Raw genomic sequence first — 25,022 nt, 5'->3', positions numbered from 1 at the left:
CTGGGCCGAGCCGGGCGGGCTGGGCCGAGCCGGGCGGGCTGGGCCGAGCCGGGCGGGCTGGGCCGAGCCGGGCGGGCTGGGCCGAGCCGGGCGTTACGAGGGGTTGAGTTGTGCTGATCGCCAGACGTTCTGGGCCCAGGGCAGGTCGGTGGGGTCGTCGTACATGCAGGTGATGGCGAGGATTCGTTCTGGGGCGGCAGCGTAGCCGTATAGCTCGTGCTGTGGGCTGCCGTTAGTGGTTGTTGTCAGCCAGAACGCTCGTTGGGTCAGTGGGCCGTTCTGTTCCGTCAGGGTGCCGTCGCAGCGGGTGGGGAGGTCCTGGCTCATCTCGGTGATGGCCTCGTCCGCCGTTGTGGTGGTCGGCAGGTTGAACGCCTCTATGTGGACGGTTCGGCCTGGGCCTGCGAACACCATGATGTCTTCGGCTCGTCTTGGCTGCAGGCCTGCGGTGCGCTCGATCGACCAATCCGCGGTTACCTGCTGACGTACGGCTAGCGGCAGCGGGTGCCAGATTCGGCTCAGTACGTCGTCTCGGTCCCATTCCTCGGTCAGCAACCTGGACAGGAGGGTGTCTTCCTCGGCTACCAGGTACGGCAGAGATCTGGCGTCGCGGACCTCTGCCCTTGCGGGCTCGCCCAGGAGGTCGGGCCACGGTTTGATCGCGTTGGCCAACTCGCCGCGCAGGCTCAGGTCGACGTACTCGGGTTTGGTCCAGACCGTGTGGGCGTGGCGCAGTTGGTCGTCGTCCAGCTTCAGCCACACCGAATACGTCACGCTGCCGCCTCCGGCCAGGCGCACCGGCATCAGGCAACGCAGGAAACCGCCTATGCCGGCCAGCCGCTGGAAGTCGGAGTTGCCCCAGGCCGACTCGCGTTGTTCCGGGGTCAGCGTCAGCATCGCGTCCGGTAAGGCTGAGCGGATGTCCAGGTCGACGCCGTTCAGCGGGGCGCCGCAGCACGAGCAGCCAGGCAAATGATCAGGCACACGGGCACCCTACGAGATCAGTGGCCGGCGAAACGAGGTCAGCGGTCGGCGAACCGACGTCGGTGAGCGGCGAAACGAGGCCATGGGTGGCGAAACGAGGTCATTCGGCGGCGAACGAGGTCAGTGGGCGGCGAAGTCATCGGCTACCTCGCGGATGTCGGGGTCGGTGCTCTGCTCGGCTCGTTTCACCAGTTCGTGCAGTTCGGCGGTGGCCTGCAAGTGCAGCAGGAGTTCGGCCAAGCGCCGGTACTCGTCGTCGTCGGCGTCCTGCAGTCGGGCCAGCACCTTTCGGGGGAGGTCGGGCAGCCTTCCGGCCCGCCAGGCGGGGGCTATGGCCTGGCGGGCTTCCAGCGACCATCGGTGCGACAACGACAGCTCGATGAGGCGGTCGAGCACCGCCGGCACGTCGTCGGGCAGGACGGCCAGGAACCTCAGGGCGGTGCTCTGGTCCGCGGAGCTTCCGGCCAGTGCCGCGGTGATGACGTCGGTGCGCGACCGCGCCTGTTGGTAGAACTCGGCGCGCCGGTGTGCGTGCTCCCACTCGGCGGCGACGAGTGCGTCCCACAAGCGCTGGTCGTCCGGTTGCTCGGTCACGCGCTCGACGATATGGCGCCGGTCAACTCATCTGGCTCGGGGCGCCGACCGTGTAGAGGAGCAGGGCCAGCGTGGCGACGGTGAAAGCGGCCAGGACGATGCGCTGCCACGAGAACGCGCGGGTCATGACATCTCACTCGGGGCGCCGACGGTGTAGAGCAGCAGGGCCAAGGTGGCCAGCGTGAAAGCGGCCAGCACCAGGCGCGGCCAGGACAACGTACGGGTCATCGGGGTTCTCCTCGTTCGCGCGGCGACCACGCCGCATCGTCAGGGTGATCAGGGCGATCGTGCCGCTGCTGATCAGGACGTCGCCGGGGCTCGCCACCTTGCGCAGCAGCGGCACCGGGATGGTGTCGCCGAGCGCGGCCAGCCTCGTTTCGGCGTCGGCGGGGGCGTTCTTCGGGCCTTCGCGGTCGGGGGCGTTGCCGACCGCCACGGCCGCCACCGGGTCGTACGGCATGCGGCCGTTCAACCCGATGACCAGGGCGTTCATGGCCGCGCCGAGGACTATCGCGACGCCGGCCAGGCGGATCGCGGTGGGCCAGTGGCGCAGGTTCACCGCCAGCCACGCGAAGACGATCGCGAAGACCGGGGCGAGCATCGGGATGCCGGCCATATCCTCGACCGCGTGCCGCACGCCGGGCGCGAAGTACTGCGTGAACTGCACGGCGGCCGCCAGCCAGACCAGCCAGAGCGCGCGCACCCGGACATTGCGGAAGCCGGAAAGCTGCCCGCCGCACAGATAGCCCAGCAGCACCCCGGCGATCGCCGGTGCGGCGGTGAGCACCAGGAAGCTGAACGACATGCGGGGAAGCTATCCGTCCGGCCGACCGGGCCACTGCCGCCAAACCGACAGGTCCGGGCTCCGGACACTGTGGATGATCGGTAATTCGGGGCGACTATCCTGGGGCCTTTTCATTGACACATGTGAATTGGTGAGCCACGATGCTGGGAGCGCTCCCAGAGGCGAGGAGAAGTCATGCGAAGGCTCAGGACCACGACGGTAGCTCTGGCGTCGGCCGCTCTGCTCAGCCTCGCGGGCTTGATGCTCGCGCCGTCCGCCCAGGCCGCTGCCGGGGACGGGACGCCGAGCGACACGAACATCAGCTTCGTCGGCCGGTGGAACACGTCGAGCGCGAGCGCCTACGTGCCCTACTGGGCCGGCGCCTATCTGCGGGTCGGCTTCACCGGCAAGACGGTGAAACTGAAGCAGCGCAACACCATCGACCTCTGGGCCAGCATCGACGGCAAGGCGTTCACCGCGTTCAGCGGCGTCTCCGGCACGGTCAACCTGACGCCGACCGCGCTGGCCGCCGGCAACCACACGCTGATCGTCACCTACCGGCAGGTGGCCGGGTCGTACACCGGGGACGCGGTCTTCCAGGGGCTGACGCTCGACTCGGGCGCCACCACCTTCAAGGCGCCGGCCCGCGCCAAGCTCGTCGAGTTCGTCGGTGACTCGATCACCGCGGGTGCCACCAGCAGTCAACTGGCGGTGACCGACTACGCCTTCGTGACCGGCGAGCGGCTCAGCCTCGACCACACCCAGATCGCGATCGGGGGCATGTGCCTGTCCGAGACCACGGACAGTTGCTGGGCGCATGAGACGCGGTACTGGATGTCCAGCGGCGGTCAGGTCGGCACCGACCTGTGGAACTTCAGCCGCTACACGGCCGATGCCGTGGTGATCAACCTGGGCACCAACGACAAGAGCCACGGCGTGAGCAGCGCCGACTTCCAGGCCAAATACGTCACCTTCCTGACCAAGATCAGGGCCAAGTTCCCGAACGCCAAACTTCTGGCGATGCGTACGTTCATCGGGCGCTACGCGGCCGAGACGCAGGCGGCGGTGCAGGCCCGGAACGCGGCCGGGGATGCCGCGGTGTTCTACGTGGACACCACCGGCTGGCTGCCCGCGGACGGCCTGAGCGACTCGGTGCACCCGAACGACAAGGGCCACCTCGCCATCGCCGACAAGCTGGCCCCGGTGATCACCGCGAGATTGGGTACGACCGCGACGACGGCACCGACGGCCACCGCGTCCCCGTCACCGACCGTGACACCCACCGTGACACCCACTGTGACACCCACCGGCGCCTGTGCGGTCACCTACACCCGGACCAGTGACTGGGGCAGCGGCGCACAGTTCGACGTCACGATCCGCAACACCTCGGCCGCCGCCGTCAACGGCTGGACGCTGACCTGGACGCTGCCCGGCAGCCAGAACGTCACCCAGGCCTGGAACGCCACCGTCACCCAGTCCGGCACCGCGGCCAAGGCCGTCAACGCCGCCTGGAACGCCCCGATCCCCGCCGCCGGTTCCACCGCCTTCGGCTTCACCACCGACAGCAACTTGACCGGCGCCACCGGATTCACCCTCAACGGCACCGCCTGCACGGCTGCCGCCTGACCCCGCAGGAGCATCCCCGATGACGGTTTCCCGACGGCGCCTCGCGGTGCTGGCCACCGCGGCGCTGGCCGTGCTGGCCGGCGGCATCGCCACCGCCACCGCGTCCACCGCCCAGGCGGCCACCACCGCGTGCCGGGTCGACTACAAGATCAGCAGCCAGTGGGCGGGCGGGTTCGGGGCCGACGTCACCATCACCAACCTCGGTGACGCGCTGACCGGCTGGACCCTGGGCTGGACGCTGGCCGCCGGGCAGGGCATCACCCAGGCCTGGAACGCCGGGGTCACCGTTTCCGGGACGGCCGTCACCGCGACCAACGCGAGCTACAACGGGGCGGTGGCGTCCGGCGCCGGGGTCAGCTTCGGCTTCAACGGCACCTGGAGCGGCAGCAACCCGGTGCCGGCCACGTTCGTCCTCAACGGCACGACCTGCACCGGCGCGGCCGCGACCACGAGCCCGCAGACGCCGTCGCCGACGCCGTGCACCGGACCGAGCACGCCGCCGGCCACCCCGACGACGTCGCCGACCCCGACCCCGACGGCCAATCCGAAGATCAAGATCTGGATGGCCGGGGACTCGACGATGATGAACGCGAGTACCTGCCCGATCGGCTGGGGCAGCCAGTTCGCGCCGTACTTCACCACCGACGTCACCGTGCAGAACAGCGCGGTCGGCGGCCGCAGCGTCCAGACCTGGCTGTACGAGGGAAACGTCACCACCACGAAGAACGCGGCCGGCGAGTGCACGCTCAGCTCGACCGCGTACAGCACGCGGTGGACCGCCATGCTGGATGCCACGACCGGCCTGAAGGCCGGCGACTACCTGTTCATCCAGTTCGGCATCAACGACGGCGACACGGCCTGCCCGCGGCACGTCGGCACCGCCCGCTTCCAGGAGTTGCTCGGCGTGATGACGACGGCGGCCAAGGCCCGCGGCGCCAAGCCGGTCCTGGTCACCCCGGTCGCGGCGATCACGTGCAGCGGCAGCACCGCCGTCGGCAACCGCGGCTTCGTCACCGAGACGAAGAACGCCGCCACCGCCGCCGGGGTGCCGGTGATCGACCTGCACGCCCGCAGCGTCGCGCTCTACAACCAGCTGAAGCTGTGCCCGAACAACGGCGACTACACCCAGGGCGCGGTCGGGGCGTTCTTCTGCGCCGACCACACCCACTTCGAGGCGGCGGGCGCCCAGCAGATCGCCGGCCTGATCGCCACCGCCCTGCGCGAGCAGGGCATCGCCCTGGCGGCCTACCTGAAATAACGTATCTTGCGCGGATGCGACCCGAGGACCTCCGGCCGGAAGCCACCGATTACCTCCGCGCCGAGGTGGCCCGCGGGCGAGCGAGTTGCGCGTCGATCGTGACCGGCACCGTCGAATACCTGGACGACCGGGCCGAGCCGGCCGACCTGTTCGACCTGGCCTGGGAGCTGGTCCCGGCCGAGTTCGCGGCGCACCTCGAAGCGCAGGCGACCTGGCCGGAACGGACCGACAGCGACCGGCTCACCGCCGCGTTCCGCGCCCTCGACGAGTCGCGGATCGTCGCCCGGGAGGACTTCGCCTGCTGCCAGAACTGCGGCGTGACCGCGATCCGGGACGAGGTCCTGGCGGGTTCGCGGGCGCGCGGCTACGTCTTCTATCACGAGCAGGACGCCGAGCGGGCGGTCCTGGGCGGCGGTCTCTGGCTGGCCTTCGGCCCGTCGGCGCAGATCGGCGAGGAAATCGTGGCTGCTCTGCGCGCCGAGGGCCTGCACGTCGAATGGGACGGTTCACCCCAACAGCGGATTGATGTACGCCTACGTTGGGCGCGACGCCGACACGGGCGATTGGCGGCTTTCCCGGCCGACGAAGCGGCCGAAAAGACGGTGCCGATCCGGTTCGAACCGGCCGTTGAGCACCCGCCGATGTCCGCGGCCGCACTGGCCCGGCTCGAGCTGCCCTGGCTGCCGACCGGCACCACCGTGCGGGTCGGCGACGGAGCGGGGGCGGTGACCATCCGGCGGGAGGGCCACCGCCTGATCAGCGACGACGGGCGGGTGGCCGGCCGATTCGAGGGCATCCGGCTGCTCGGCGGCGCGGACATAGGCGACGGCGGGGACGCGGACGGCGTACCCACGGAAACGGGTTTGCTCGAAGTGACTTTCTCGAACGTGCCGACCGGGGCTCAGCAGCACGCCAACCGGCCGATGGAGCTTCCGGAGATCCTCGACGTGTTGCGGCGGATACCGACCCACACCGATTCGTGGCTGTCGGCCGAGCACGACGCCGGATGTGTGCAGATCATGCGGAAGGACGGGCGGCTCTGGCTGGAGACGCCGAACGCGGACGACTCGACCTCGACCGGCAAGTTCGCCGAGCTCGATGAGGCCGAGCGGGTGCTGACGATCCTGGCGACCGAGCACCGCAACGCGATCCCCGGGCTGGAGGGCGTGACCACGACTCCGTGGTGACTTACGCGCGGGGAAAGCCCATGGTGGGGTGCTCGGGGCCGTCCAGGGCGGCGGAGATCAGGTCGGCGACGGCCCAATACGCCGCCTTGTGCTCGGTCGAGGCCCAGTAGGCCAGGCTCTCGACGATCGAGTTCCAGTCGTAGCCGCTGAGGGTCACCGGCGCGGTGGTCGCCGACGATGTCGCCGCCACCTCGATCGGTGCGTGCTTCGACTTGGCGCCGTCGGTGTAGGTCTCGACCGGGCCGAGGATCGCCAGCGCCTCGCGCCACTTCGCGGTCGGCAGGGTGATCGCGTATTTCCGGGTCGGGTTCAGGCCGAGGTCGTCCAGAGTGGTCTCGCCGATGGTGAACTCGCACCACGACGACCAGCCCTTCGCGCCCACCGACGGCGGGGTGCCGCGGACCCGCCAGCGGTACGACTCGCCGTGGGTGAGCGGGCCCTGCATCTTGAAGTCCAGGGTCGCGGTCAGGCCCTGCGGCATGTTGTCCCCGCCGATGAGGATGTCGTGCCCGGTCGGTCCGTCGACCCCGGTGACCTGGAAGGTGGACTCGATCCGCTGCAGGCCCGGGCCGGCCGTGAACGATGCGGAGAGGGCCGGCCGGATGGTGTCCAGGACGGGCCGCTTCGAGCCGGTCAGGCAGGCCCGCCCGCCGGTGGACAGGTTGGTCGGCAGGGCCGCGCCGGCGTAGCGCGGGTCGCTCGGGTCGGCGGCCGGGTCATTGTCCGGCAGCCACGCCCCGGTTGTCTCGTAGCCGCAGGTCAGCCGGTCCGGCAGATTGAGCTGGGCGGCGATCGCGGCCTGGCAGTCGGCGAGCGACATCGGCCCCGGCGACGAGCCGGCGGCACCGGCACCGGCACTGGCACCGGCACTGGCACCGGCCGGACCACCCGGCGACGAGGGCCGAGTCGCGATGACGATGGCCACCGCCAGAACCACGGCAACCGCACCACCGACGGCCATCCGCATCAGCCCGCGGGACGGATCCGATCCGCCGGCCGCCGGCAACGGCGACGAAACAGATGGCGATGAGGACGCCCGCGGCGAAATGTCCGTAACGGCCGAGGCCGGCGCCGCGGCGGGCCGGCGCCGCACGGCGAATGCCCAGGCCAGCAGCGCTCCGGCGGTACCGAACAGGATCATCCAGCCGGACTGGCGGGACGACGGGCGGGACCACTTCACATCTGGTTAGGTTCGGCAGGGCGGCGCCGGATCTGAGCGCTTTCCCACCCGTACCCAAATAAAGCGAAAGCCCGGCCTGCGAAACTCGCAGGCCGGGCCGTCACCATGCACTCAGCGGATCTTGAAGGTCTTCCAGACGCCGTCGGCGGCGGCGTTCTTGGCGTCGGCGATGAACGACGCGCGGATCCGGTAGGGCTGGTTCCGCACGATCTTGCCGGTGGCGACGCCGACCGCCCGGCTGTTGCCGTCGAGCTTGGCCGTCCAGGTGGTGACCGTGCGCCACTTTCCGTGGACCAGGGTCTGCTCGGTGAAACGCACCGTCGCGCCCGGCCGGTAAGGCTGGACGAAGACCGCGAGCCGGGTGCCCTTGATCGCCTCCTGGACCTGCGCGGACGTGGTGACCCGCAGCTTCATCGACGCCGGAGCGTAGGTGGCGTTGCCGGCGAACGACGCGGTCAGGACCGTGTTCTGCAGCATCTGGTAGGTCAGGTGCGCGACGCCGGCCTTGTCGGTCGGCGTGCAGGTGGACAGGCCGAGGTTGCTCGCCAGGCAGACCTGGCCCGTGGTGTGCCCGACCCAGATGGTCACCTTGGCGGTGGCGCCGTAGGCATAGTGCGACCGGTCGGTCTCCACCCACACCCCGCTCGCCTTGCGGGCGACCGCGACGGTGGCGGTCGCCTGGGCCGGACCCCACGTGCCGTCGCCGGCGAACGAGACAGCGTAGATGTTGTCGCCGCCGCCGGCCGGCTGGTCGGTGACGGTGAACGCGCCGCCGTCCCCGGTGGTGACCACGGCCAGCTGGTGCGCGCCGGTCAGGTCGGTGCGGGTGACCGCGAGCTGCTTGCCGGCCCCGCCGCCGAACGTGCCGGTCAGGGTGACCGGCCTACCCGGGTCGGCGGTGGCCGGACCGGTCAGGGTCAGCGTCGGGGTCTTCGCCTCGCTGGTGAAGACGTGCAGGCGGTAGGCGTGCGAGAGGTGCGACACGGCGTACGCGGTGGAGCCGTCACCGTTGAGCGCGACCCCCTGGTAGTCGATCGTCTCGCCGGCCGGCAGCGGGTGGTTGCGCAGCGCTGTCCCGTCGGCCGCGGAGACCCAGACGGTCGGGGCGTAGTTGGTGGTGGTCGCCACCGCCACGGTCGAGCCGTCGGCGCTGCCGGCGACTCCGACCGCCGGCTGGTCGTTGGAACCGAACGTGCCGGTCACGCTCAGGTCGACCGCCGACAGGGCGAACGCCGCGCCGGGCGACAGGCAGGTGGCGAGGATCCGGCCGCCGTTGAAGGTCGCCGTGCTCGCGCCGGTGCACGGCGCCGCCGAGGTGAGCAGGGTCGGCGTGGCACCGGTGATGTCGTACAGATCGATGCCGGTGCTGGTCGTGGTGACCAGCTTGCCGCCGGCCGCCGAGACCGGGCGCGCGTCCGGTGTCGCGGCCCCGAGGCCGAGCGTCATGGCGCCGGTCGCCGGGTCGAGCGAGCCGAGCCCGCCGCCGTCGCAGCCGTAGGTGAAGTAGACCTTTTCGCTGCCGGCCGCCAGGTAGGACGGACAGACAACGGACGAGAAAGTCTGCTCGACGGCCAGCGTCGCGGTGTCGATCGCCGCGATCCCGCCGGCGCCGCTCTTCGCCAGCGCGACGTAGAGCGTCTCATGGTCCGGGCTCAACGCCATCCCGCTCGCGCCGCCCAGCGCGACCTGCTGCTGCAGGACGCCGTACTCGTCGAGCACGGCCAGGTTGCTGGTCCGCGGCCCGCCGGTCACGTAGACGTGGTGGTTGGCGCTGTCGGCGAGCACCGACCCGAACTCGGTCACCGGCAGGCTGGTGGTGGTCTCGGAGGCCGACGCGGACAGCGCCGGCACCACCAGCCAGGCCGCACCCGCGACCACCGCGGCGCCGCTCAGCGCCCATCTTGTTCTGGTACGCACTGAAGTTCCCTCCCCCGTGGTGCTTCCCGGAAAAGGAAGCATCCGATGGTCATCCCGAGCGGCGACCACGTCCATGGGCCGTCCGGATGATCAGAGGAAACGGTCGGTCAGCGGCCCGCCATGATCAGGCCGGCCGGGTCGGTGCACACCAGATCGAGGGCCTTGGCGATCAGCGCCGGGTCGAACGTCGAGGCGTGGAACGTCGCGTCCAGGTGCAGCACGCCGTTCATCTCGGTGGTGGCCAGCGCGATCCCGTCCGGCTCGCACAGCGTGGGCACGCTGAAGTTGTAGCGCTCCCCCGGCTCGGCGGTCCACGGCAGGTCGGACAGCCCGTCGTGCCGCCCCTGGTTGCTGAACGTGTGCCGGGCACGGGTGTTGACGGCGATCTCGTCCGGGAACGGATCGGGCATCCCCTTGGTGCCGCCGGCCAGGATCTTCGTCTCCTCCAGCACCATCACCGAGAGGATCCGCGGAACGGTCAGCTCCGCCTTGATCAGCCGGTGGATGCTGGCCGGGTCGGTCATGTCGTCCGGCGAGAGCCACATGCCCATGCAGAAGTCGCTGTCGATCTCGACGCCCTTGTCCAGGAAGCGGCGGGCGTCGGCGAGGAAGATCGCGCCGTCGAGGTTCGGGTTGGCGCCGAGGTCGCGCAGCGCGGCCGCGAACGCCGCGAACGTGATGGCCGACGTCGTGACGCCGGGCGCGTGCTCGTCGCGCCACTTACGCATCTGCACCAGGGCCTCGGCCGAGCGGGTGGTCCGCCAGACGATCTCGTTCTTCCACGGCTTCATCGGCTCGGCGACCGGGCGCGGCGGGCGCGGGAAGTTCAAGCCCTGCTTCCACCGGCCGGGCTGGAACGCGATCTGCTTGAACCAGGCCGTGAGCAGCGCACTCCGGTGCCGCAGCGACGGCTTGACGGCGGCGGCGCGACCCTCGGCAGCCGCCTTGACCAGCTCGCGCAGCAGCGTGTTGACCGGTCCGGCGTCGCCGTACGAGTGCGAGATCTTCAGCGCCACGAAATCGGGGCCGACGAGCATCCGCACCGGGTGGTGGGCGCGCGGCTCGTGCTGCAGGGCCTGGGTGGCGGCGACGATGTCGAGGCCGCCGGCGTCGGTGACCGCGTCCTGCACGTAACGGGCGAAGGCCGCCGCGTCCATGTGCTCCCACCGGGCACCGGCCCGGTCGAGCCGGGACACCGCCCGGTGCGTGGGGTCGGTCGCGTGCAGGCCGATCAGCGCGCTGCGCAGCCCCTCCACGGTGACACCCTGCAGCGGGCCGACGGTACGCACGTACTCGAGCGGCAGCCACACGCGCTCGCGCGTGGTGAGACTCGTGCTGGACAAGGACCCTCCTTGGCGGTTCAGGATCTTGGCAAAACGACCCAGCCGATACTCGGTCGGCCACGCTACTCCTGCTATCGCCTTAGCAGGCAGTGGTGTGAGACGAACGGTCCTGCTCACACGACCCCGGCGACCACCGCGAGCGCAAACGCCCCAAGCGTATATAGATCGGTGATCTCCCCCATTCGGATCATACGCCGCAACTCCGGCACGTCGACCAGGATGATCTCGTCGATGCCCTCCTCGACCGCGTCGCCGGTCAGCGGCGGCCGGTCCGGAAAGTCGGCCACCGCGTGGTAGACGCCGACCCGGTGTTCGGACTCCTGCTCGTCCAGCCGGCCCAGGAAGCTGATCGAGGCGGGCGCGACGCCCAGCTCCTCGCGCATCTCCTTGGCCGCGTTCGCCGCGCCGTCGGTCCGCGGCTCGGCGAACCCCCGGGCGACCTCCCAGTGCCACTCACGGCAGCCGTGCCGGAAATGCCGGGCGAGCGCGACCCGGCCGTCCGGCGCGGTGGCGAAGACCACCACGGCTTCGCCGTCCACCGCCGGGACGGTCCGGATGTAGGTGCCGATCCGGCCGGACGGGAAGCGTACGGCGTCCTTGACCAGCACCAGGTACTCGTCGGCGTACAGCACCCCGATGTCGCCGGCCTGCTCCTGCAACTCCTCGTCGAAGACAATTTCCAGGGGTACGCCGGGCGGGTTCACGAACAGCCGGGGCCGTTCCGCGCGCAACCGGTCATAAGCCGCGCGCCGATCTTCCGTGACGGGCAAGTGGGGTTCCCTTCTACGATGGATCTCCGGCGAAGGGGGCACGTTGTATCAGTACCTGGAATCCATGGACTCCGTCCGGCAGCCGTTCCGTGACCCCACCGCCGACGACGACATCCGCACGATCGCCGAGCTCCAGCTCTTCTCCGAGATCCTGGTAACGATCATCCTGGGCCGCGAGATCGTGGTGCCGCAGTCGTACGCCTTCGACTCCTACGGTTTTCACCGGGTGGCCCGCACCTTCCTGAACGCTCGCGACGTGGCCGACGCCGACGCCGACCACCCGTTCCGCCCGCACCTGTTCGGCCCGGGCGTCCGCAGCTTCGACGACGCCGTCACCAACATCCTGACGCGCGCCCGCGACGCCCGCTTCCTGAGCTCGGCCTTCCCCGAGCTCGGCGAGCACCCGGCCGAGGCCGGCGACCGCCTGGACGCCGGCTGGCTGCTGAGCCGCCCCTGGCTGGACGACGACCGGCGGGCCGCCTTCAACATCGTCCGCCGCGAGTTCGCCGAGCTCGGCCCGGTCGCGGCCCGCCCGCGGCCGGACAGCCCGACCCTTCCCGGCCTGCTCCGGGCGTTCGTGGCCCGGCCGGCCGAGGGCGACGTGCACGACCGCCTGCTCCGCTCGATCAAGGCCCTCGGCCCCGAGCTGAACGAACGCAGCTCACTGCGGCTGCCCGGCCCGTGGCGGGACGGGAAGACCGCGGCCGAGGTGGCCGGCGGCGACGACCGGCTCGACGAGGTGATCGAGTTCGTCGACACGCTCTACAACGCGGTGGTGGCCGGCTCGATCGGGATCGCCACCACCACGATGAGCACCGAGCTGGAGACCGACGACCAGCGCCTCACCGCCCGCCGGATCGCGCAGAGCCTCGCCGTCACCGAATACCAACTGGGCGAGGGCACCGCCCCGACCGCCCCGGCCACCACGATGTTCGAGGTCCGCGCGGAGGGTCCGGTGCACGCCGAGCTCCGGCGCCTCTACGAGTCGGCCGGTCAGGGCCTGCCCGCCCTGTTCGCGGAGCGCGGCGCCGACCGCCGGAAGTCACCGTTCTGGAAGGGCGTCACGGCGATCAACACCGCCACCGACGCCAAGGCGGCACAGAAGGCGCTGGAGAAGCACCTGACCCACGTGGCCGGCCTGCTCGGCAAGACCACCAAGCTCGGGCTGCACAACCGGATCATCGAGTTCGGCCTGGGCCTGAGCGTCGCGGGCGGCTCGGCCTGGGTGGGCTCGGCCTTCTCGATGCCGGTGACCGCACAGATCGCGATGACCATCGGCGGCGAGACCCTCCCGGCCGGGCTGGGCTTCCTGGCCACCCGGCTCACCGGGCAGAAGGGGACCCGGCGGCTCGCGGCCGCCCTGATGCAGGTGGTCGAGCCCGACCGTCGATGACATATGGTGCGGAGACCGTAACTTTCCGTCGCATACGGGGGATGCATGATCCGCCGCTGGCACCTGGTCGTCCTCGCCCTGCTCAGCATCCTGGCGCTCGCCTGCGAGGGCGGCACCGCCGGTTCCGAGCCCACCGATGCGCCGACGAAGTCCGGTTATCCGTCGTCGATGGCGGCCCTCGGTGACTCGATCACCGCGGGGCTGGGCAGCTGCGGCACCTACGTGGTGTGCACCCGCAACTCGTGGTCGACCGGCTCCGGGGACACGGTGGACAGCCACTATCGGCGGATTCTCGCCAAGAATTCCAAGATCAAGGGCAACGCCGACAACTTCGGCGAGCCGGGGGCCGAGGCCGACGCCCTGGACGGGCAGGCGGCCCGGGCGGTCAAGGCCAAGGCCGAGTACGTGACGGTGCTGATCGGGGCGAACGACGCCTGCGCGAAGACGGTCGGCGGGATGACCTCGGTGACGACGTTCCGCAGCGAGGTCGACAAGGCCCTCAACCGGCTGAAGAAGGGGCTGCCGAAGTCCCGGGTGCTGGTGACCAGCATCCCGGACCTCTACCGGCTGTGGGACCTCGGGAAGGACAACCCGGACGCGGTCCGGGTGTGGACCCGCGCCACGATCTGCCCGTCGCTGTTCGCCAACCCGGCCTCCGAGGCCGACGCCGACAATGACCGGCGCAAGCAGGTCCGCGACCGCATCGACGACTACGACGACCAGCTGCGGGCGGCCTGCAAGGCGTACGGCAAACGCTGCCGTTGGGACAACGGCAGCGTCCACCAGGTCCGCTTCGGTCTCGACGAGGTCAGCTCGGTCGACTACTTCCACCCGAACGCGAAGGGTCAGAACGAGCTCGCCGACGCCTCCTACCGCGCCAGCTGGTGATCGAGGAACGCGGCGATCGCCCGCAGGACCGGGGTCAGGTCCGGCCGGTCGAAGGCCGCCGCCTCCAGATGGACCAGGATCTTCGGCTCCGGATGAGGATCGTCCGTCGCCAGGTAGGCGGCCAGGCACGACCGCAGCGCGTTGCCGGCGTGCTCCTCGACGCCGGTGCCGGGCGCGGCGTCCAGCGCCAGCGGCGGCACGGTCAGGATCACCCCGGGTGCCGAGGAACTCCGCGCACTCGTCGACCCGCCGCTGCGAGGCGGACGCGATGACGTATCTCATCCGCAACCGCCCCCGCTCACACCGGTACTCATGCCCGTCATGATCGACGAAGCCGACCGGGCCGATCTCCGAGGCACCGGACAGCTACTACGCGGAGCGAAACAACTGAGAAACACCTGAAACACCCGCATATCGGCACAACGATTGCGTAGGGTCGGCCTGACCTTCGATCTGCTGCGGTGAGGCGTCGGCATGTTCTCGATCAGGCGAATTGGCATATGGGGCCGCAAGCGCCAGGACTCCGACCACGGCGCGGTGGCCACCCTTCTCGCGGCCATTCTCGCCGGCGGCGTGGTGTTCGGGCTGGGTGCGGTGGTCATCGACATCGGCCAGCTCTACGTCGAGCGCGAGCAGCTGCAGAGCGGTGCCGACGCCGCCTCGATGGCGGTGGCGCTCAGCTGCATCCGCGGCGACGTCTGCACCAAGGAGAACCAGGTCGGCAAGGCCATTCTCTACGCCAAGAAGAACGCCGGCGGCGATCAGCAGGCCGACGCCATGGTCTGCATCAGCAACACCAGCTGCCCGAGTCCGTGGAACACGACGGTCACCTGCCCGCCGCTGCCCGCCGTGCCGGCCGGGCAGTCGGTCGGCCAGTACGCCGAGGTCCGGACCAGCACGGTGACCTCGACCGGCTCGACCCTGCTGCCGCCGACCTTCGCCGGGGCCCTGACCGGCGGGGCCTACACCGGTAAGAAGGTGGGCACGTGCGCCCGGGTCAGCTGGGGACCGCCGGTCACCACCAAGGTGTTCGCGCTCGGCATCTCGCTGTGCGACTGGAAGCGGATGACCGGCAACGGCACCGTCTACTACGGCCCGATCGGCGGGCTGCTGTCCGGCCTCGGCCTCTACACCACGATCGGTCTGCCCAACCCGACCACCGGCGCGGACTACTCCATTGTCAAATCGGGGTCGACCGTGCTGCTCGGCTCGGTCATCCCCAGCTGCACGACCCCACTGGACACCACCGTGCCGCGCGGTTACGGCTGGCTGATGTACCAGGACCTGACCGCGCCGGACAGCAGCTGCATGATGAACATCGCGGTCGACGACCTGCCGCGCGCCTCGGTGCTGGCCCTCACCGCCCTGACCTGCGTCCCGCTGCTCCAGGCGTACGCCGCGGCGGGCAAGGCGATCATGGTGCCGATCTACGACAAGCTGGTCCCGTCGTTCTCACCGATCCTGTCGATCGCGCCGCAGTACCACATCGTGGGGTTCGCGCCGTTCGTCCCGACCGGCTACTACACCCTGCTCGGCGGCCTGGTCAAAGGCCTGGGCAGCATCCTCAGCGGCGGCCTGACCCAGGGTCTGAACGACGTTCTCTGCATCGTTTCGGCCTGCATCACCGGGTACTTCACCAAGACCCTGGTGCCGCTGTCCCGCCCGACCGGTTTCGGCACCGGCCAGAACTTCGGCGCCACCGTGATCGCCCGCACGGGATAGCCATTGTGTTTCCGGGAGGTCACGTCTATGTTAACGTTCACATAGACAGACCTCCATGGAAGAGGTGCCGTACATGCGCCGGATCCTCCTGTCCCTCGCGGTCGTCGCCGCGCTGGTCACCGTCCCCTCCTCCGCGCAGGCCGCCGGCACCGGCCCGTGCGACATCTACGCCTCCGGCGGCACCCCCTGCGTCGCCGCGCACAGCACCACCCGCGCCCTCTACGGCGCCTTCAGCGGCTCGCTCTACCAGGTGCGCCGAGCCTCGGACAACGCCACCACCAACGTCGGCGTGCTCGCCGCCGGCGGCGCCGCCAACGCGGCCACCCAGGACACGTTCTGCGCCGGCACGTCCTGCGTCATCACGGTCATCTACGACCAGTCCGGCCGCGGCAACCACCTCACCCAGGCCCCGCCGGGCGGCTTCAACGGCCCGGCCTCCGGCGGCTACGACAACCTCGCCGACGCCAACGCCGCGCCGGTCACGGTCGGCGGCCACCGGGCGTACGGCGTGCTGGTCGCCCCCGGCACCGGCTACCGCAACAACAGCACCAACGGGATCGCCACCGGCGACGCCGCCGAGGGGATGTACGCGATCTTCGACGGCACCCGCTACAACGGCGGCTGCTGCTTCGACTACGGCAATGCCGAGACGAACAGCCGGGACAACGGCAACGGCACCATGGAGGCGCTCTACTTCGGCAACTCCAAGGGCTGGGGCTACGGCGCCGGCAACGGCCCGTGGGTGATGGCCGACCTGGAGAACGGTCTGTTCTCCGGGGTGAACGCGGGCTACAACGCGAACGACCCGACGATCAGCCACCGGTTCCTCACCGCCACCCTCAAGGGCGGCCCCAACCTGTGGTCGATCCGCGGCGGCAACGCCCAGTCCGGCAGCCTCTCCACCTTCTACAGCGGGGTGCGCCCGAACGTCTCGGGCTACAACCCGATGAAGAAGGAGGGCGCGATCATCCTCGGCATCGGCGGCGACAACAGCGTCAGTGCGCAGGGCACGTTCTACGAGGGCGTGCTGACCTCCGGCTACCCGACCGACGCGACCGAGAACTCGGTGCAGGCCAACATCACCGCGGCCGCCTACGCGACGACGACCACCGCCAGCCCGTTCGTCGCCGGTAAGGCGGTCTCGCTGCGGGCCACCACCGGCTGCTGCGTCACCCGCTACATCACGCACTCCGGCACGACCGTGAACACCACCGCGATCACCGCGTCGAGCTCGGCCACCGACAAGGCGAACGCGTCCTTCTACGTGCGGGCCGGCCTCGCCAACAGCTCGTGCGTCTCGTTCGAGTCACGCAACACGGCGGGCAGCTACCTGCGGCACTACAACTACCAGCTGGTCCTCAACGCGAACGACAGCACCTCGGTCTTCGCCTCGGACGCGACGTTCTGCCCGTCGGCCGGCAAGAACGGCCAGGGCTTCTCGCTCGCCTCCAGCAACTATTCGACCCGGTTCATCCGGCACTACAACAACGCGGTCTACATCGCCAGCAACGGCGGCACCAACGCCTACGACTCGGCCACCCTCTGGTCCGACGACGTGAGCTGGGCCGTGCAGGGCGCCTGGACCCCGTAACTTCCGAAACTTTCGGAGAGGCAGAACCAACGGCCACCCAAGATTGAGTACGCCGTGAGCACCGGAACCCTGTTTCCGGTGCTCACGGCTATTTCTGGCCCCTCCAGGTACCGACAACTTTCCGGAACTTGTTGACACTGTGACGCAGCTCGCTCAATACTGTCGCCATCGACTTAGGTCGATGAGGGTCAGCCCCGAGGCCCTTTCCCCGTCCAAACGCGCAGTACGACCCGGTCGACCACCGGGTCGTATCACGCTGCCCGTCCCCCGCGGAGGAAGCCCGCAATGATCGAAACTTCCGGTCCCCCGACATCACGACGACGGAGCCGCGTCCGGCTCCTGCTGGCCGCGGTGGCCGCCCTGGCCCTGGCCGCGAGCACGATGCTGCTGCCCGGCATGGCCAGCGCCGCCGTCACCAGCAACCAGACCGGCACCAACAACGGCTACTTCTACTCGTTCTGGACCGACAGCGCCGGCACCGTCTCGATGGACCTCGGCGCCGCCGGCAACTACAGCACCAACTGGAGCAACACCGGCAACTTCGTGGCCGGCAAGGGCTGGGCCACCGGCGCCCGGCGCGCGGTCAGCTACAGCGGCAGCTTCAACCCGTCCGGCAACGCCTACCTGACGCTCTACGGCTGGACCCGCAACCCGTTGATCGAGTACTACATCGTCGACAACTGGGGCACCTACCGGCCGACCGGCACCTACAAGGGCACGGTCACCAGCGACGGCGGCACCTACGACATCTACCAGACGCAGCGGGTCAACCAGCCGTCGATCGAGGGCACCAAGACCTTCTACCAGTACTGGAGTGTCCGGCAGTCGAAGAAGACCGGCGGCACCATCACGGCCGGCAACCACTTCGACGCGTGGGCGAGCAAGGGCATGAGCCTGGGCACCTTCGACTACCAAATCCTGGCCACCGAGGGTTACCAGAGCAGCGGCAACTCCAACATCACGATCGGCGGCACCACGACCACGCCGACCACCACGCCGACCAGTGGTGGTGGCAGCGGCGGCGGGTGCACCGCGACCCTGTCCGCGGGCCAGCAGTGGAGCGACCGCTACAACCTCAACGTCGCGGTCACCGGCTCCAGCACCTGGACCGTGACGATGAACGTGCCGTCCCCGGAGAAGATCCTCTCCACCTGGAACATCAACGCGACCTACCCCAGCGCCCAGGTGCTGACCGCCAAGCCCAACGGCAGCGGCAACAACTTCGGCGTCACCATCCAGGCGAACGGCACGTGGACCTGGCCCACCGTGTCGTGTACGGCAGCGTGATCACGATGCGGAAGAAGCTGATCACCACACTGGCGGTCGCCGCGCTGGCCGCCGCGGGCGTTGCCGGCGTCACCCTCCCGGCGCAGGCGGCGACCTGCAACGGGTACGTCGGTCTCACCTTCGACGACGGGCCGTCCGGCAACACCGCGGCCCTGCTCAACGCCCTGAAGAACAACGGGCTGCGGGCGACGATGTTCAACGAGGGCCAGTACGCCGCGCAGTACCCGGCGCAGGTCTCGGCCCAGGTCAGCGCGGGCATGTGGGTGGGCAACCACAGCTACACCCACCCGCACCTGATCCAGCAGAGCCAGGCGCAGATCGACTCGGAGATCTCCCGCACCCAGACCGCCATCGCCAACGCCGGCGGCGGGACGCCCAAGCTGTTCCGCCCGCCCTACGGCGAGACCAACGGGACGCTGCAGGCGGTCGAGGCCAAGTACGGCCTCAAGGAGATCATCTGGGACGTCGACTCGCAGGACTGGAACAGCGCGAGCGTCGACGCGATCGTGGCGGCCAACGCCCGGCTCACCAACGGCCAGATCATCCTGATGCACGACTGGCCGGCGAACACCCTCGCCGCCATCCCGCGCATCGCCCAGGGCCTGGCCGGCCGCAACCTGTGCGCCGGCATGATCTCACCGTCCACCGGCCGGGCGGTGGCCCCGGACGGCAGCGGCGGGGGCGGGTCGACGACCAGCCCGACCACCAGCCCGACCGGGGGCACCGGCAGTTGCACGGCCACCCTGTCGGCCGGCTCCTCGTGGAGCGACCGCTACAACCTGAACGTCGCGGTCAGCGGCTCCAGCGCGTGGACCGTGACGATGACGCTGCCGTCCCCGGAGAAGGTCCTGTCCACCTGGAACATCACCGCGAGCTATCCGAGCGCGCAGGTGCTGGTGGCCAAGCCGAACGGCAGCGGCAACAACTGGGGCGTGACGATCCAGCACAACGGCAACTGGACCTGGCCCTCGGTGACCTGCTCGACCGCCTGACCAGCGTCGAGCCTCAGGCCGCCGGCACGCACGCCACGTGCCGGCGGCCCTTCACTGTCAGCCGACCTTGACGCTCTTGCTGGTGGCCCGGCCGTCGAGGTGCCCGGTGCGCTTGGCCACCACGGTCACCGTCAGCTTCTTGCCCTTCATCGCCTTGGTCAGCTTCACCGCCGACGAGGTGCTGATCAGCTTGCCGTTGAGCCGCCACTCGTACCGGTAGGCGGTCGGCTTCGGCGACCACGTACCCACCGAGACCTTGACCGTCTTCCCGGCCTTGACCGTCCCGGAGATCTTCGGCAGCGCCGACGCCTTGGGCGCGACGCCGTACCCCACGGTGGCGTAGGCCGTGGCCCGCGCCCCGGCCAGGTAGTCGGGCCGCCGGGCGGTGACCACGACGGAGAGCCGCAGCCCGCGCAGCGCCGGCGGAATCGTGTAGGTGACCCCGGTCGCGCCCTTGATCGCCGAACCGTTCGCGGCCCACTGGTAGCCGTAGGACGTCGCTGCCGGCGACCAGACGCCGGGCACCGCTCGCACGGTGCTGCCCACCCGGATCGCCCCGGAGATCGACGGCGCCTGGGTCGAGACCAGATTCGGCCCGATGACCGTGAACGGACCGGCCAGCGTCGCGGTGGCGTGGGTAGCGGCCGACGTCGCGGTCACCGACCACGCGCCGGCGGCCGCACCGGCCAGGTCGACCCGCGCGGTCAGCGTGTGCCGGTCGGCGCTCACGCTCTCGACGACGGCGCTGATCGGCGCTGCCCCGGCCCGGGTGAGCTGGACCGTGTCGGCGGCGTCGAAGGCGGCCCCGGTCAGGGTGAGGACGACCGAGACGCCGGCCGGCACGGTGGCCGGCGACACCCCGCTGACGGCGTAGGCGTCGCCGCCGCACGGCGTGGTCAGGCAGGTGATCTGCGCCTGATACGGGAAGTCACCGAACTGCGTGCCCGGGGTGAGCAGGAAGATCGCCTTGCGCGGCGCCTCGTTCGCGAGAATGCCGGTCGCGGTGCAGCGGGACACCACCGCGTCGCACCCCGCCGTCGCCCAGTGCCCCGACGACCCGATCAGATACCACGGGTCGAAGAGGAACGACCGGTTGTCGTACGGGTCGCCGCCATCGATCGCGATCCGGTACTCGTCCTTCGACGCGACCGTCGTGACCACGCAGCGGGCGGTGTCCTGATCGGTGAAGGTGCCGCTCAGCGTCGTCGCGGAGACGATCGGGGCCGACTCCTGGCACTTCGGCGAGAGCGTCCCGTGGCCGAGGATCTGCCAGGTGTCCAGCTGGAACGGCACCGGCGCGGAGCTGTCCATCGCCTTCCAGACCACCAGCCGGTAGGTCATGTCGACCGACCACACCGTCGTCGTGCAGGCCCGGCTCCCGTAGCAGAAGGTGCCGTTGTTGTCGGTGACCCACTGGAAGCGGTTTCCCGTGTCCGAGCGCAGGCCCATCAGGAAACGGTCGCCGGCCGGCACGGTCACCTGGAAGCACCGGGCGTCACCGAGGCGGCCGAGGGCGCCGGCCGAGGCCGGGCCGCCGAGCTCGGTGGAGGTGACCGGGTCGCAGCTCAACGCGGCGTAGGTCGTGTCCCGGCGGGTCACCCGGCTGGTGGCCGCCGGCGAGGGGCCGAGAACCACGAGGCTGTAGTCGCGGGTGGCGTTCAGGTCGCACTGGACGATGCTCGCGGTCCCCGGCCGTGCACAGGCCCGCGAGCCGGTCGCCTGGTCGTAGACCGCGAAATCGACCGCGCGGCCGGCGACCCGCTCGGCGGAGACGAGCTCGCGGGTCGAGTGCGTGCCACGCGGCATCGCGAAGCAGCTCACGAACCCGTGCTCGTCGTCGAAGGAGACATCGAGGCCGCTGTCCGCGCCGATCCGGCCGAGCGGCAGGTCGGTGCGACAGCCGGCGTCACCGGAAAGCCGCTGCAGCGCGAGCTTGTAGGGGCCGACCACCACCTCGTTGGCGGCGGTGGCCACCACCCGGAACGGGCCCGTGCCGGTCAGCGTGCAGTCGAACAGCCACGTGCCGTAACCGCTGCAGATCACCGTGCCGTCGCCGGTCAGCACGGTGAGGCGCGGCGTCCTCAGCTCGCTGCTGTTCGCCGGCCCGAACACCCCGACCTTGCTGTTCGCCGGCAGCTCCGGCAACAGCAGGCAGGTGCTCCGGACCGTGGTGGTGAACTCCAGGTCATAGGAGGTGCCGAGGGTCGCCGCGGCGCAGTCGGCCGGGATCGGCGCGGTGGTGGCCGCGAGCGCCGGCCCACCGGGCACGACGGCGATGGAAACCATCAGAAGAGCAGCAAGAAAGACGGCCTTGGCGGCCTTGATGAAGCCCACGAAATTCTCCCCGTTATCCACACCGGACGCGGTGCAGCGACGATGTTCGCAGACCGGCATCCATCGATGCATCGGCGTTTCGGTCAGGCCACCAAGATGTGATGCAACCTTTTGCCGCCCCGGCAACGACAAGAGGTCGGACAGGTCCACGGGGAGGAGCGGGATGCGGCCCGACATCGAGCGGGAGTACGTGGAGTACGTGAGCGGGCGGTTACCCCGTCTGCATCGCCTCGCGTACATCCTGTGCTCCGACCGGCATCAAGCCGACGACATCGTCCAGGCCACGCTGACCTCGCTCTACGTGGACTGGCACCGGGCCAGCGGCGCCGACAACATCGACGCGTACGTGCATCGGATGCTGGTCCGCCGGTTCCTCGACGAGCGGCGCCGCCGGTGGTCGAAGGTGCTGCTCGGCAACTTCCTGCCGGAGCAGGCGGCGCCCGCCCAGCACGCGGTCGAGGAGCGGGACGCGCTGGTCACCGCGCTGCGGGCGCTGCCGAAGGGGCAGCGCGCGGTGCTGGTGCTGCGCTACTTCGTCGACCTGTCGGTGGAGGAGACGGCCGACGCCCTGGGCTGTTCGGCGGGCAACGTGAAGAGTCAGGCGTCGCGCGGGCTGACCGCCCTGCGCGGTGTTCTCGAGGCGGGTCCGCTTCGGGTCGCGAGGGGAACGGGACGCGCGTGAACGAGGAGCGGGAACTTCGCAGCCGGCTCGAGGAGCTCGACGTGCCGCCGAGCCGGGTCGAGATGGACGAGGTGCTGCGCGCCGGGCGCAAGCGGTCGGCCCGGCGCACCACGACCCGGGCCGCCACCGGCGCGGCCGTCGCGATCGGCCTGCTGCTGGGGGCGCCGCCGGTGCTCTCCGCGGCCTGGAACGACGTGAAGGTCGACGTCGGGCCGTCGACCTCGGTGTCCCCGTCGGTCGATCCCGATCTGCCGGTCGATCCGACGCCGACCCGGTCCGCGCGCACCGGGCCGATCGCCTGCCAGATGCGGACGCTTCCGGTGCCGAAGGGCCTGAGCGGCGTGGAGATCACCGCGGTCGACCCGGCCGGGAAATACATCGTCGGCAACGCCACCACCAAGCAGAACTTCAAGCCGATCCTGTGGACCGGCGGCAAGGCGCAGGCGCTGTCCATCCCGGGCAAGTCGGTACAGCTCAGCGACGTGAACGCGGCCGGTCAGGTGGTCGGCATGATCACCATCGGGAACGAGGACTACCCGTTCCGCTGGCAGAACGGCTCCTACCAGATGCTCAAGCTGCCGGCCGGCGACTGGCACGCCTACCCGGTGCCGCGGATCAACGCGGGTGGCGAGGTCGTGCTGAACGTCGAGCCGAAGGGGAACACCGGCGGCAAGGACAGCTTCGCGATCGTCTGGACGGCCGGTTCGACGAAGGCCACGAAGGTGCCGCTGCCGAAGGGCGCCAACGCCCTCGACATCAACGACGACGGCACCCTGGTCGGGGCGATCTACGAGGGTGAGCAGGGCGCCACCGGCGCCTGGGCGTGGGACCAGCAGGGTAGGGGCCGCGAGCTGAAGCCGGACGCCGGGGAGACCGCGGCCGGCTACCACACCCAGGGTGACTGGGCGGCCGGTGGCCTGTGGCCGTCGATGGAGCCGGGTCTGTGGAACCTGCGCACCGGCAAGCTCACCCACCTGAAGACACCGCCGGACGCCGACCTGGCGCCGGCCATGGACGGGGTCGGCGCCGCCGACGCGGTCAACGCGCTCGGCTGGGTGGTGTCCGGCGGTTACGTGCTGCTCGAGGACGGGCCGCTGAAGCTACCGGTGCCGGCCGGCCGGACGGCCTGGGCCAGCGCGGTCGCCGACACCGGCCTGGTCGCCGGCACGCTCAAGAACGACGTCTACAACCTGGGGGTCGCCGTCTGGCAGTGCTGACTCAGGCGGCGGGCAGGTCGTGCCAGGGGCGCAACCGGTCCGGTTCGGCGAAGCGTGGAACGTCCGGGTGTGCGGGGAAATCGGGGGCAACCGGGCGCAGGATCTCGGTCGAGTCGGCATCGGACGGTTGCGGCTGCGCCCACAGCGGCTGACGCTCGGGCGGCGCCCAGGCCAGCGCGGGAGCGGAGCGGCCGGCCAGCGCCGGACGCACCCGCTCCGGCGGCACCCAGATCGGCGGCGCACCCCACCAGATGATCCGCTCGGCGTGCGCCCGGGCCGCGGCGGCAACCGCGGCCGGAATGGTGGCCGGGGCCGGCGCCGCGGGAAGGGCGGGCCGGACCGGGGCGGCCTCGAGTGCGGGCCGGCCGTCGGCGGCCATCACGGTGGCCGCGGTCGCCGGGGCGGTCGCGAGCACCACGGCCATCACGACCACGACCAGGCCGGCGCCCATCGAGGCCATCTCCCAGCCGGGGCGCACGGTGTCGCCGAGGAACGTCACGGCCACCGCCGAGGGGGCGATCACCTCGGCGATCCAGAGCACCGCGGTGACCGGGCCGACCTGGCCGCGCTGCAACGCGTCGGCGTAGAGCACCATGCCGGCGACGCCGAAGACGAGCAGGGCGCCGATCAGCGGCGAGGTGACCACGGCCAGCACACCCGAGCCGAAGCTGTCGAACGCGCCCGCCGGGAAGGTCAGGGCCCGGCCGACCAGGGCGGCGCCGCCGAGGCAGAGGCCGGCCAGCCCGGCCACCACGCCGGGCGGGGCGAACTTGGTGGCACCCCAGCCGAGCAGGGCGATCAGCACCGCGGCACCGCAGAACGCGAGCCGCAGCTCGGCCGAGGTCTCGACGGTCTCCTGCGGGCCGGCCGACATGGCGAGGACGGTCAGCGCGGTCACCGAGACGGCGACGGCGACCACGTCGATGCCGCGCAGCCGCGACTTGAGGATGACCCGGGCGGCGACCACGGTGACCGCGAGCGAACCGGCCAGCACCGACTCGACCAGGTAGACGGCCAGCTCACTGAGGGCGACCATCGAACAGCCCCAGGCGACCAGGTCGAGGAGGGTGCCCAGCAGGTAGAGCGGATGGCCGAGGGTCTTGGCCATGCCGGTGCTGCGACGGGCCCCGATGGCCTGCAGGATCGAGGCCGCGGCGAAGGCGAACGCACCGAAGATGGTGAGCGCAAGCGCGATCCAGCCCATGGGTGTCATTGACCCCACCTGCCGTCTTGACCCGATCTGCAATGATGACGCTGCGTATATTGAGTCGTC

21 protein-coding genes are annotated in these 25,022 nt (G+C 70.4%); 11 read left to right on the top strand and 10 right to left on the bottom strand.

Annotation, left to right across the window (positions count from 1 at the left end; translation table 11 throughout):
• Window positions 1-93 precede the first annotated feature (93 nt).
• From Adu01nite_RS20545 to Adu01nite_RS20535, 3 genes are all read right to left on the bottom strand, one after another.
• Window positions 94-984, bottom strand: coding sequence for a DUF2199 domain-containing protein (locus tag Adu01nite_RS20545; protein ID WP_239132566.1), 891 nt, complete (start codon window positions 982-984; stop codon window positions 94-96).
• Between the two features lie 120 nt (window positions 985-1,104).
• Entirely contained in the window at window positions 1,105-1,578 is a 474-nt protein-coding gene (locus Adu01nite_RS20540) for a hypothetical protein (protein ID WP_203728513.1), read from the bottom strand.
• Between the two features lie 133 nt (window positions 1,579-1,711).
• Window positions 1,712-2,383 carry a DUF5317 family protein gene (locus Adu01nite_RS20535; protein ID WP_203728512.1) on the bottom strand — a complete coding sequence of 224 codons (672 nt, stop codon included), beginning with the start codon at window positions 2,381-2,383 and terminating at the stop codon, window positions 1,712-1,714.
• A gap of 174 nt (window positions 2,384-2,557) precedes the next feature.
• Between Adu01nite_RS20535 and Adu01nite_RS20530 the strand changes: the two genes are divergently transcribed.
• From Adu01nite_RS20530 to Adu01nite_RS20515, 3 genes are read left to right on the top strand one after another with little or no spacing between them, the layout of a single operon-like run.
• Window positions 2,558-3,988, top strand: coding sequence for a cellulose binding domain-containing protein (locus Adu01nite_RS20530; RefSeq protein WP_203728511.1), 1,431 nt, complete (start codon window positions 2,558-2,560; stop codon window positions 3,986-3,988).
• A gap of 19 nt (window positions 3,989-4,007) precedes the next feature.
• A complete protein-coding gene (locus Adu01nite_RS47900) occupies window positions 4,008-5,246 on the top strand; it encodes a cellulose binding domain-containing protein (protein WP_239132565.1) in 1,239 nt (412 codons plus the stop codon).
• Between the two features lie 14 nt (window positions 5,247-5,260).
• Window positions 5,261-6,433 (top strand): DUF6891 domain-containing protein, encoded by a 1,173-nt coding sequence (locus Adu01nite_RS20515; RefSeq protein ID WP_203728510.1) that lies wholly within the window; start codon window positions 5,261-5,263, stop codon window positions 6,431-6,433.
• 1 nt (window position 6,434) lies between these two features.
• Here the strand turns inward: Adu01nite_RS20515 and Adu01nite_RS20510 are convergent, their stop codons facing one another.
• From Adu01nite_RS20510 to Adu01nite_RS20495, 4 genes are all read right to left on the bottom strand, one after another.
• Window positions 6,435-7,613 (bottom strand): hypothetical protein, encoded by a 1,179-nt coding sequence (locus Adu01nite_RS20510; protein ID WP_203728509.1) that lies wholly within the window; start codon window positions 7,611-7,613, stop codon window positions 6,435-6,437.
• A gap of 111 nt (window positions 7,614-7,724) precedes the next feature.
• Window positions 7,725-9,530, bottom strand: a complete 1,806-nt coding sequence (locus Adu01nite_RS20505) for a TolB-like translocation protein (protein ID WP_203728508.1) — start codon at window positions 9,528-9,530, stop codon at window positions 7,725-7,727.
• A 107-nt stretch (window positions 9,531-9,637) separates the two neighbouring features.
• A complete protein-coding gene (locus Adu01nite_RS20500; protein ID WP_203728507.1) occupies window positions 9,638-10,873 on the bottom strand; it encodes a hypothetical protein in 1,236 nt (411 codons plus the stop codon).
• Between the two features lie 113 nt (window positions 10,874-10,986).
• On the bottom strand, window positions 10,987-11,643 hold the full coding sequence (locus tag Adu01nite_RS20495; RefSeq protein WP_203728506.1) for an NUDIX hydrolase: 657 nt from the start codon (window positions 11,641-11,643) through the stop codon (window positions 10,987-10,989).
• A gap of 64 nt (window positions 11,644-11,707) precedes the next feature.
• Between Adu01nite_RS20495 and Adu01nite_RS20490 the strand changes: the two genes are divergently transcribed.
• Entirely contained in the window at window positions 11,708-13,036 is a 1,329-nt protein-coding gene (locus Adu01nite_RS20490) for a hypothetical protein (protein WP_203728505.1), read from the top strand.
• A gap of 45 nt (window positions 13,037-13,081) precedes the next feature.
• Window positions 13,082-13,924, top strand: coding sequence for an SGNH/GDSL hydrolase family protein (locus Adu01nite_RS20485; protein ID WP_203728504.1), 843 nt, complete (start codon window positions 13,082-13,084; stop codon window positions 13,922-13,924).
• On the opposite strand, the gene Adu01nite_RS20480 is transcribed toward Adu01nite_RS20485, so the two are convergent.
• Entirely contained in the window at window positions 13,906-14,136 is a 231-nt protein-coding gene (locus tag Adu01nite_RS20480) for a hypothetical protein (protein ID WP_203728503.1), read from the bottom strand. The two genes, Adu01nite_RS20485 and Adu01nite_RS20480, sit on opposite strands and share 19 nt — an antisense overlap.
• A 325-nt stretch (window positions 14,137-14,461) precedes the next feature.
• Between Adu01nite_RS20480 and Adu01nite_RS20475 the strand changes: the two genes are divergently transcribed.
• From Adu01nite_RS20475 to Adu01nite_RS20460, 4 genes are all read left to right on the top strand, one after another.
• Window positions 14,462-15,646, top strand: coding sequence for a Tad domain-containing protein (locus tag Adu01nite_RS20475; RefSeq protein ID WP_203728502.1), 1,185 nt, complete (start codon window positions 14,462-14,464; stop codon window positions 15,644-15,646).
• Window positions 15,647-15,719: 73 nt separating this feature from the next.
• Entirely contained in the window at window positions 15,720-17,237 is a 1,518-nt protein-coding gene (locus Adu01nite_RS20470) for an alpha-L-arabinofuranosidase B (protein ID WP_239132564.1), read from the top strand.
• A gap of 285 nt (window positions 17,238-17,522) precedes the next feature.
• Window positions 17,523-18,524, top strand: coding sequence for an endo-1,4-beta-xylanase XynA (gene xynA, locus Adu01nite_RS20465; RefSeq protein ID WP_239132563.1), 1,002 nt, complete (start codon window positions 17,523-17,525; stop codon window positions 18,522-18,524).
• Window positions 18,525-18,529: 5 nt separating this feature from the next.
• A complete protein-coding gene (locus Adu01nite_RS20460; RefSeq protein WP_203728500.1) occupies window positions 18,530-19,516 on the top strand; it encodes a polysaccharide deacetylase family protein in 987 nt (328 codons plus the stop codon).
• Window positions 19,517-19,573: 57 nt separating this feature from the next.
• Here Adu01nite_RS20460 and Adu01nite_RS20455 read toward each other — a convergent pair whose 3' ends face one another.
• Window positions 19,574-21,850, bottom strand: a complete 2,277-nt coding sequence (locus tag Adu01nite_RS20455; RefSeq protein WP_203728499.1) for a hypothetical protein — start codon at window positions 21,848-21,850, stop codon at window positions 19,574-19,576.
• A gap of 163 nt (window positions 21,851-22,013) precedes the next feature.
• Here Adu01nite_RS20455 and Adu01nite_RS20450 point away from each other — a divergent pair, with 163 nt between their 5' ends.
• Together Adu01nite_RS20450 and Adu01nite_RS20445 are read left to right on the top strand one after the other, a co-directional pair.
• Entirely contained in the window at window positions 22,014-22,532 is a 519-nt protein-coding gene (locus Adu01nite_RS20450; protein ID WP_203728498.1) for a SigE family RNA polymerase sigma factor, read from the top strand.
• The gene (locus Adu01nite_RS20445; RefSeq protein WP_203728497.1) at window positions 22,529-23,749 is read left to right on the top strand and encodes a hypothetical protein; all 1,221 of its coding nucleotides are present in this window, start codon (window positions 22,529-22,531) and stop codon (window positions 23,747-23,749) included. The genes Adu01nite_RS20450 and Adu01nite_RS20445 overlap by 4 nt, the downstream gene beginning before the upstream one ends.
• 1 nt (window position 23,750) lies before the next feature.
• Here the strand turns inward: Adu01nite_RS20445 and Adu01nite_RS20440 are convergent, their stop codons facing one another.
• Complete coding sequence (locus tag Adu01nite_RS20440; RefSeq protein WP_203728496.1) at window positions 23,751-24,962, bottom strand: hypothetical protein; 1,212 nt, start codon at window positions 24,960-24,962, stop codon at window positions 23,751-23,753.
• Between the last annotated feature and the right edge of the window lie 60 nt (window positions 24,963-25,022).

This window comes from Paractinoplanes durhamensis, assembly GCF_016862175.1.
GTDB lineage: Bacteria > Actinomycetota > Actinomycetes > Mycobacteriales > Micromonosporaceae > Actinoplanes > Actinoplanes durhamensis.
The sequence above is the reverse complement of the archived record's forward strand: the minus strand, read 5'-3'. Positions and strand labels throughout refer to the sequence as shown.

Coding starts and splice junctions, on each gene's coding strand:
- Adu01nite_RS20535 (WP_203728512.1), bottom strand. CDS start 2,383: ATGTCGTTCAGCTTCCTGGTGCTCACCGCCGCACCGGCGATCGCCGGG.
- Adu01nite_RS20530 (WP_203728511.1), top strand. CDS start 2,558: ATGCGAAGGCTCAGGACCACGACGGTAGCTCTGGCGTCGGCCGCTCTG.
- Adu01nite_RS47900 (WP_239132565.1), top strand. CDS start 4,008: ATGACGGTTTCCCGACGGCGCCTCGCGGTGCTGGCCACCGCGGCGCTG.
- Adu01nite_RS20515 (WP_203728510.1), top strand. CDS start 5,261: ATGCGACCCGAGGACCTCCGGCCGGAAGCCACCGATTACCTCCGCGCC.
- Adu01nite_RS20490 (WP_203728505.1), top strand. CDS start 11,708: ATGGACTCCGTCCGGCAGCCGTTCCGTGACCCCACCGCCGACGACGAC.
- Adu01nite_RS20485 (WP_203728504.1), top strand. CDS start 13,082: ATGATCCGCCGCTGGCACCTGGTCGTCCTCGCCCTGCTCAGCATCCTG.
- Adu01nite_RS20470 (WP_239132564.1), top strand. CDS start 15,720: ATGCGCCGGATCCTCCTGTCCCTCGCGGTCGTCGCCGCGCTGGTCACC.
- xynA (WP_239132563.1), top strand. CDS start 17,523: ATGATCGAAACTTCCGGTCCCCCGACATCACGACGACGGAGCCGCGTC.
- Adu01nite_RS20460 (WP_203728500.1), top strand. CDS start 18,530: ATGCGGAAGAAGCTGATCACCACACTGGCGGTCGCCGCGCTGGCCGCC.
- Adu01nite_RS20450 (WP_203728498.1), top strand. CDS start 22,014: ATGCGGCCCGACATCGAGCGGGAGTACGTGGAGTACGTGAGCGGGCGG.
- Adu01nite_RS20440 (WP_203728496.1), bottom strand. CDS start 24,962: ATGACACCCATGGGCTGGATCGCGCTTGCGCTCACCATCTTCGGTGCG.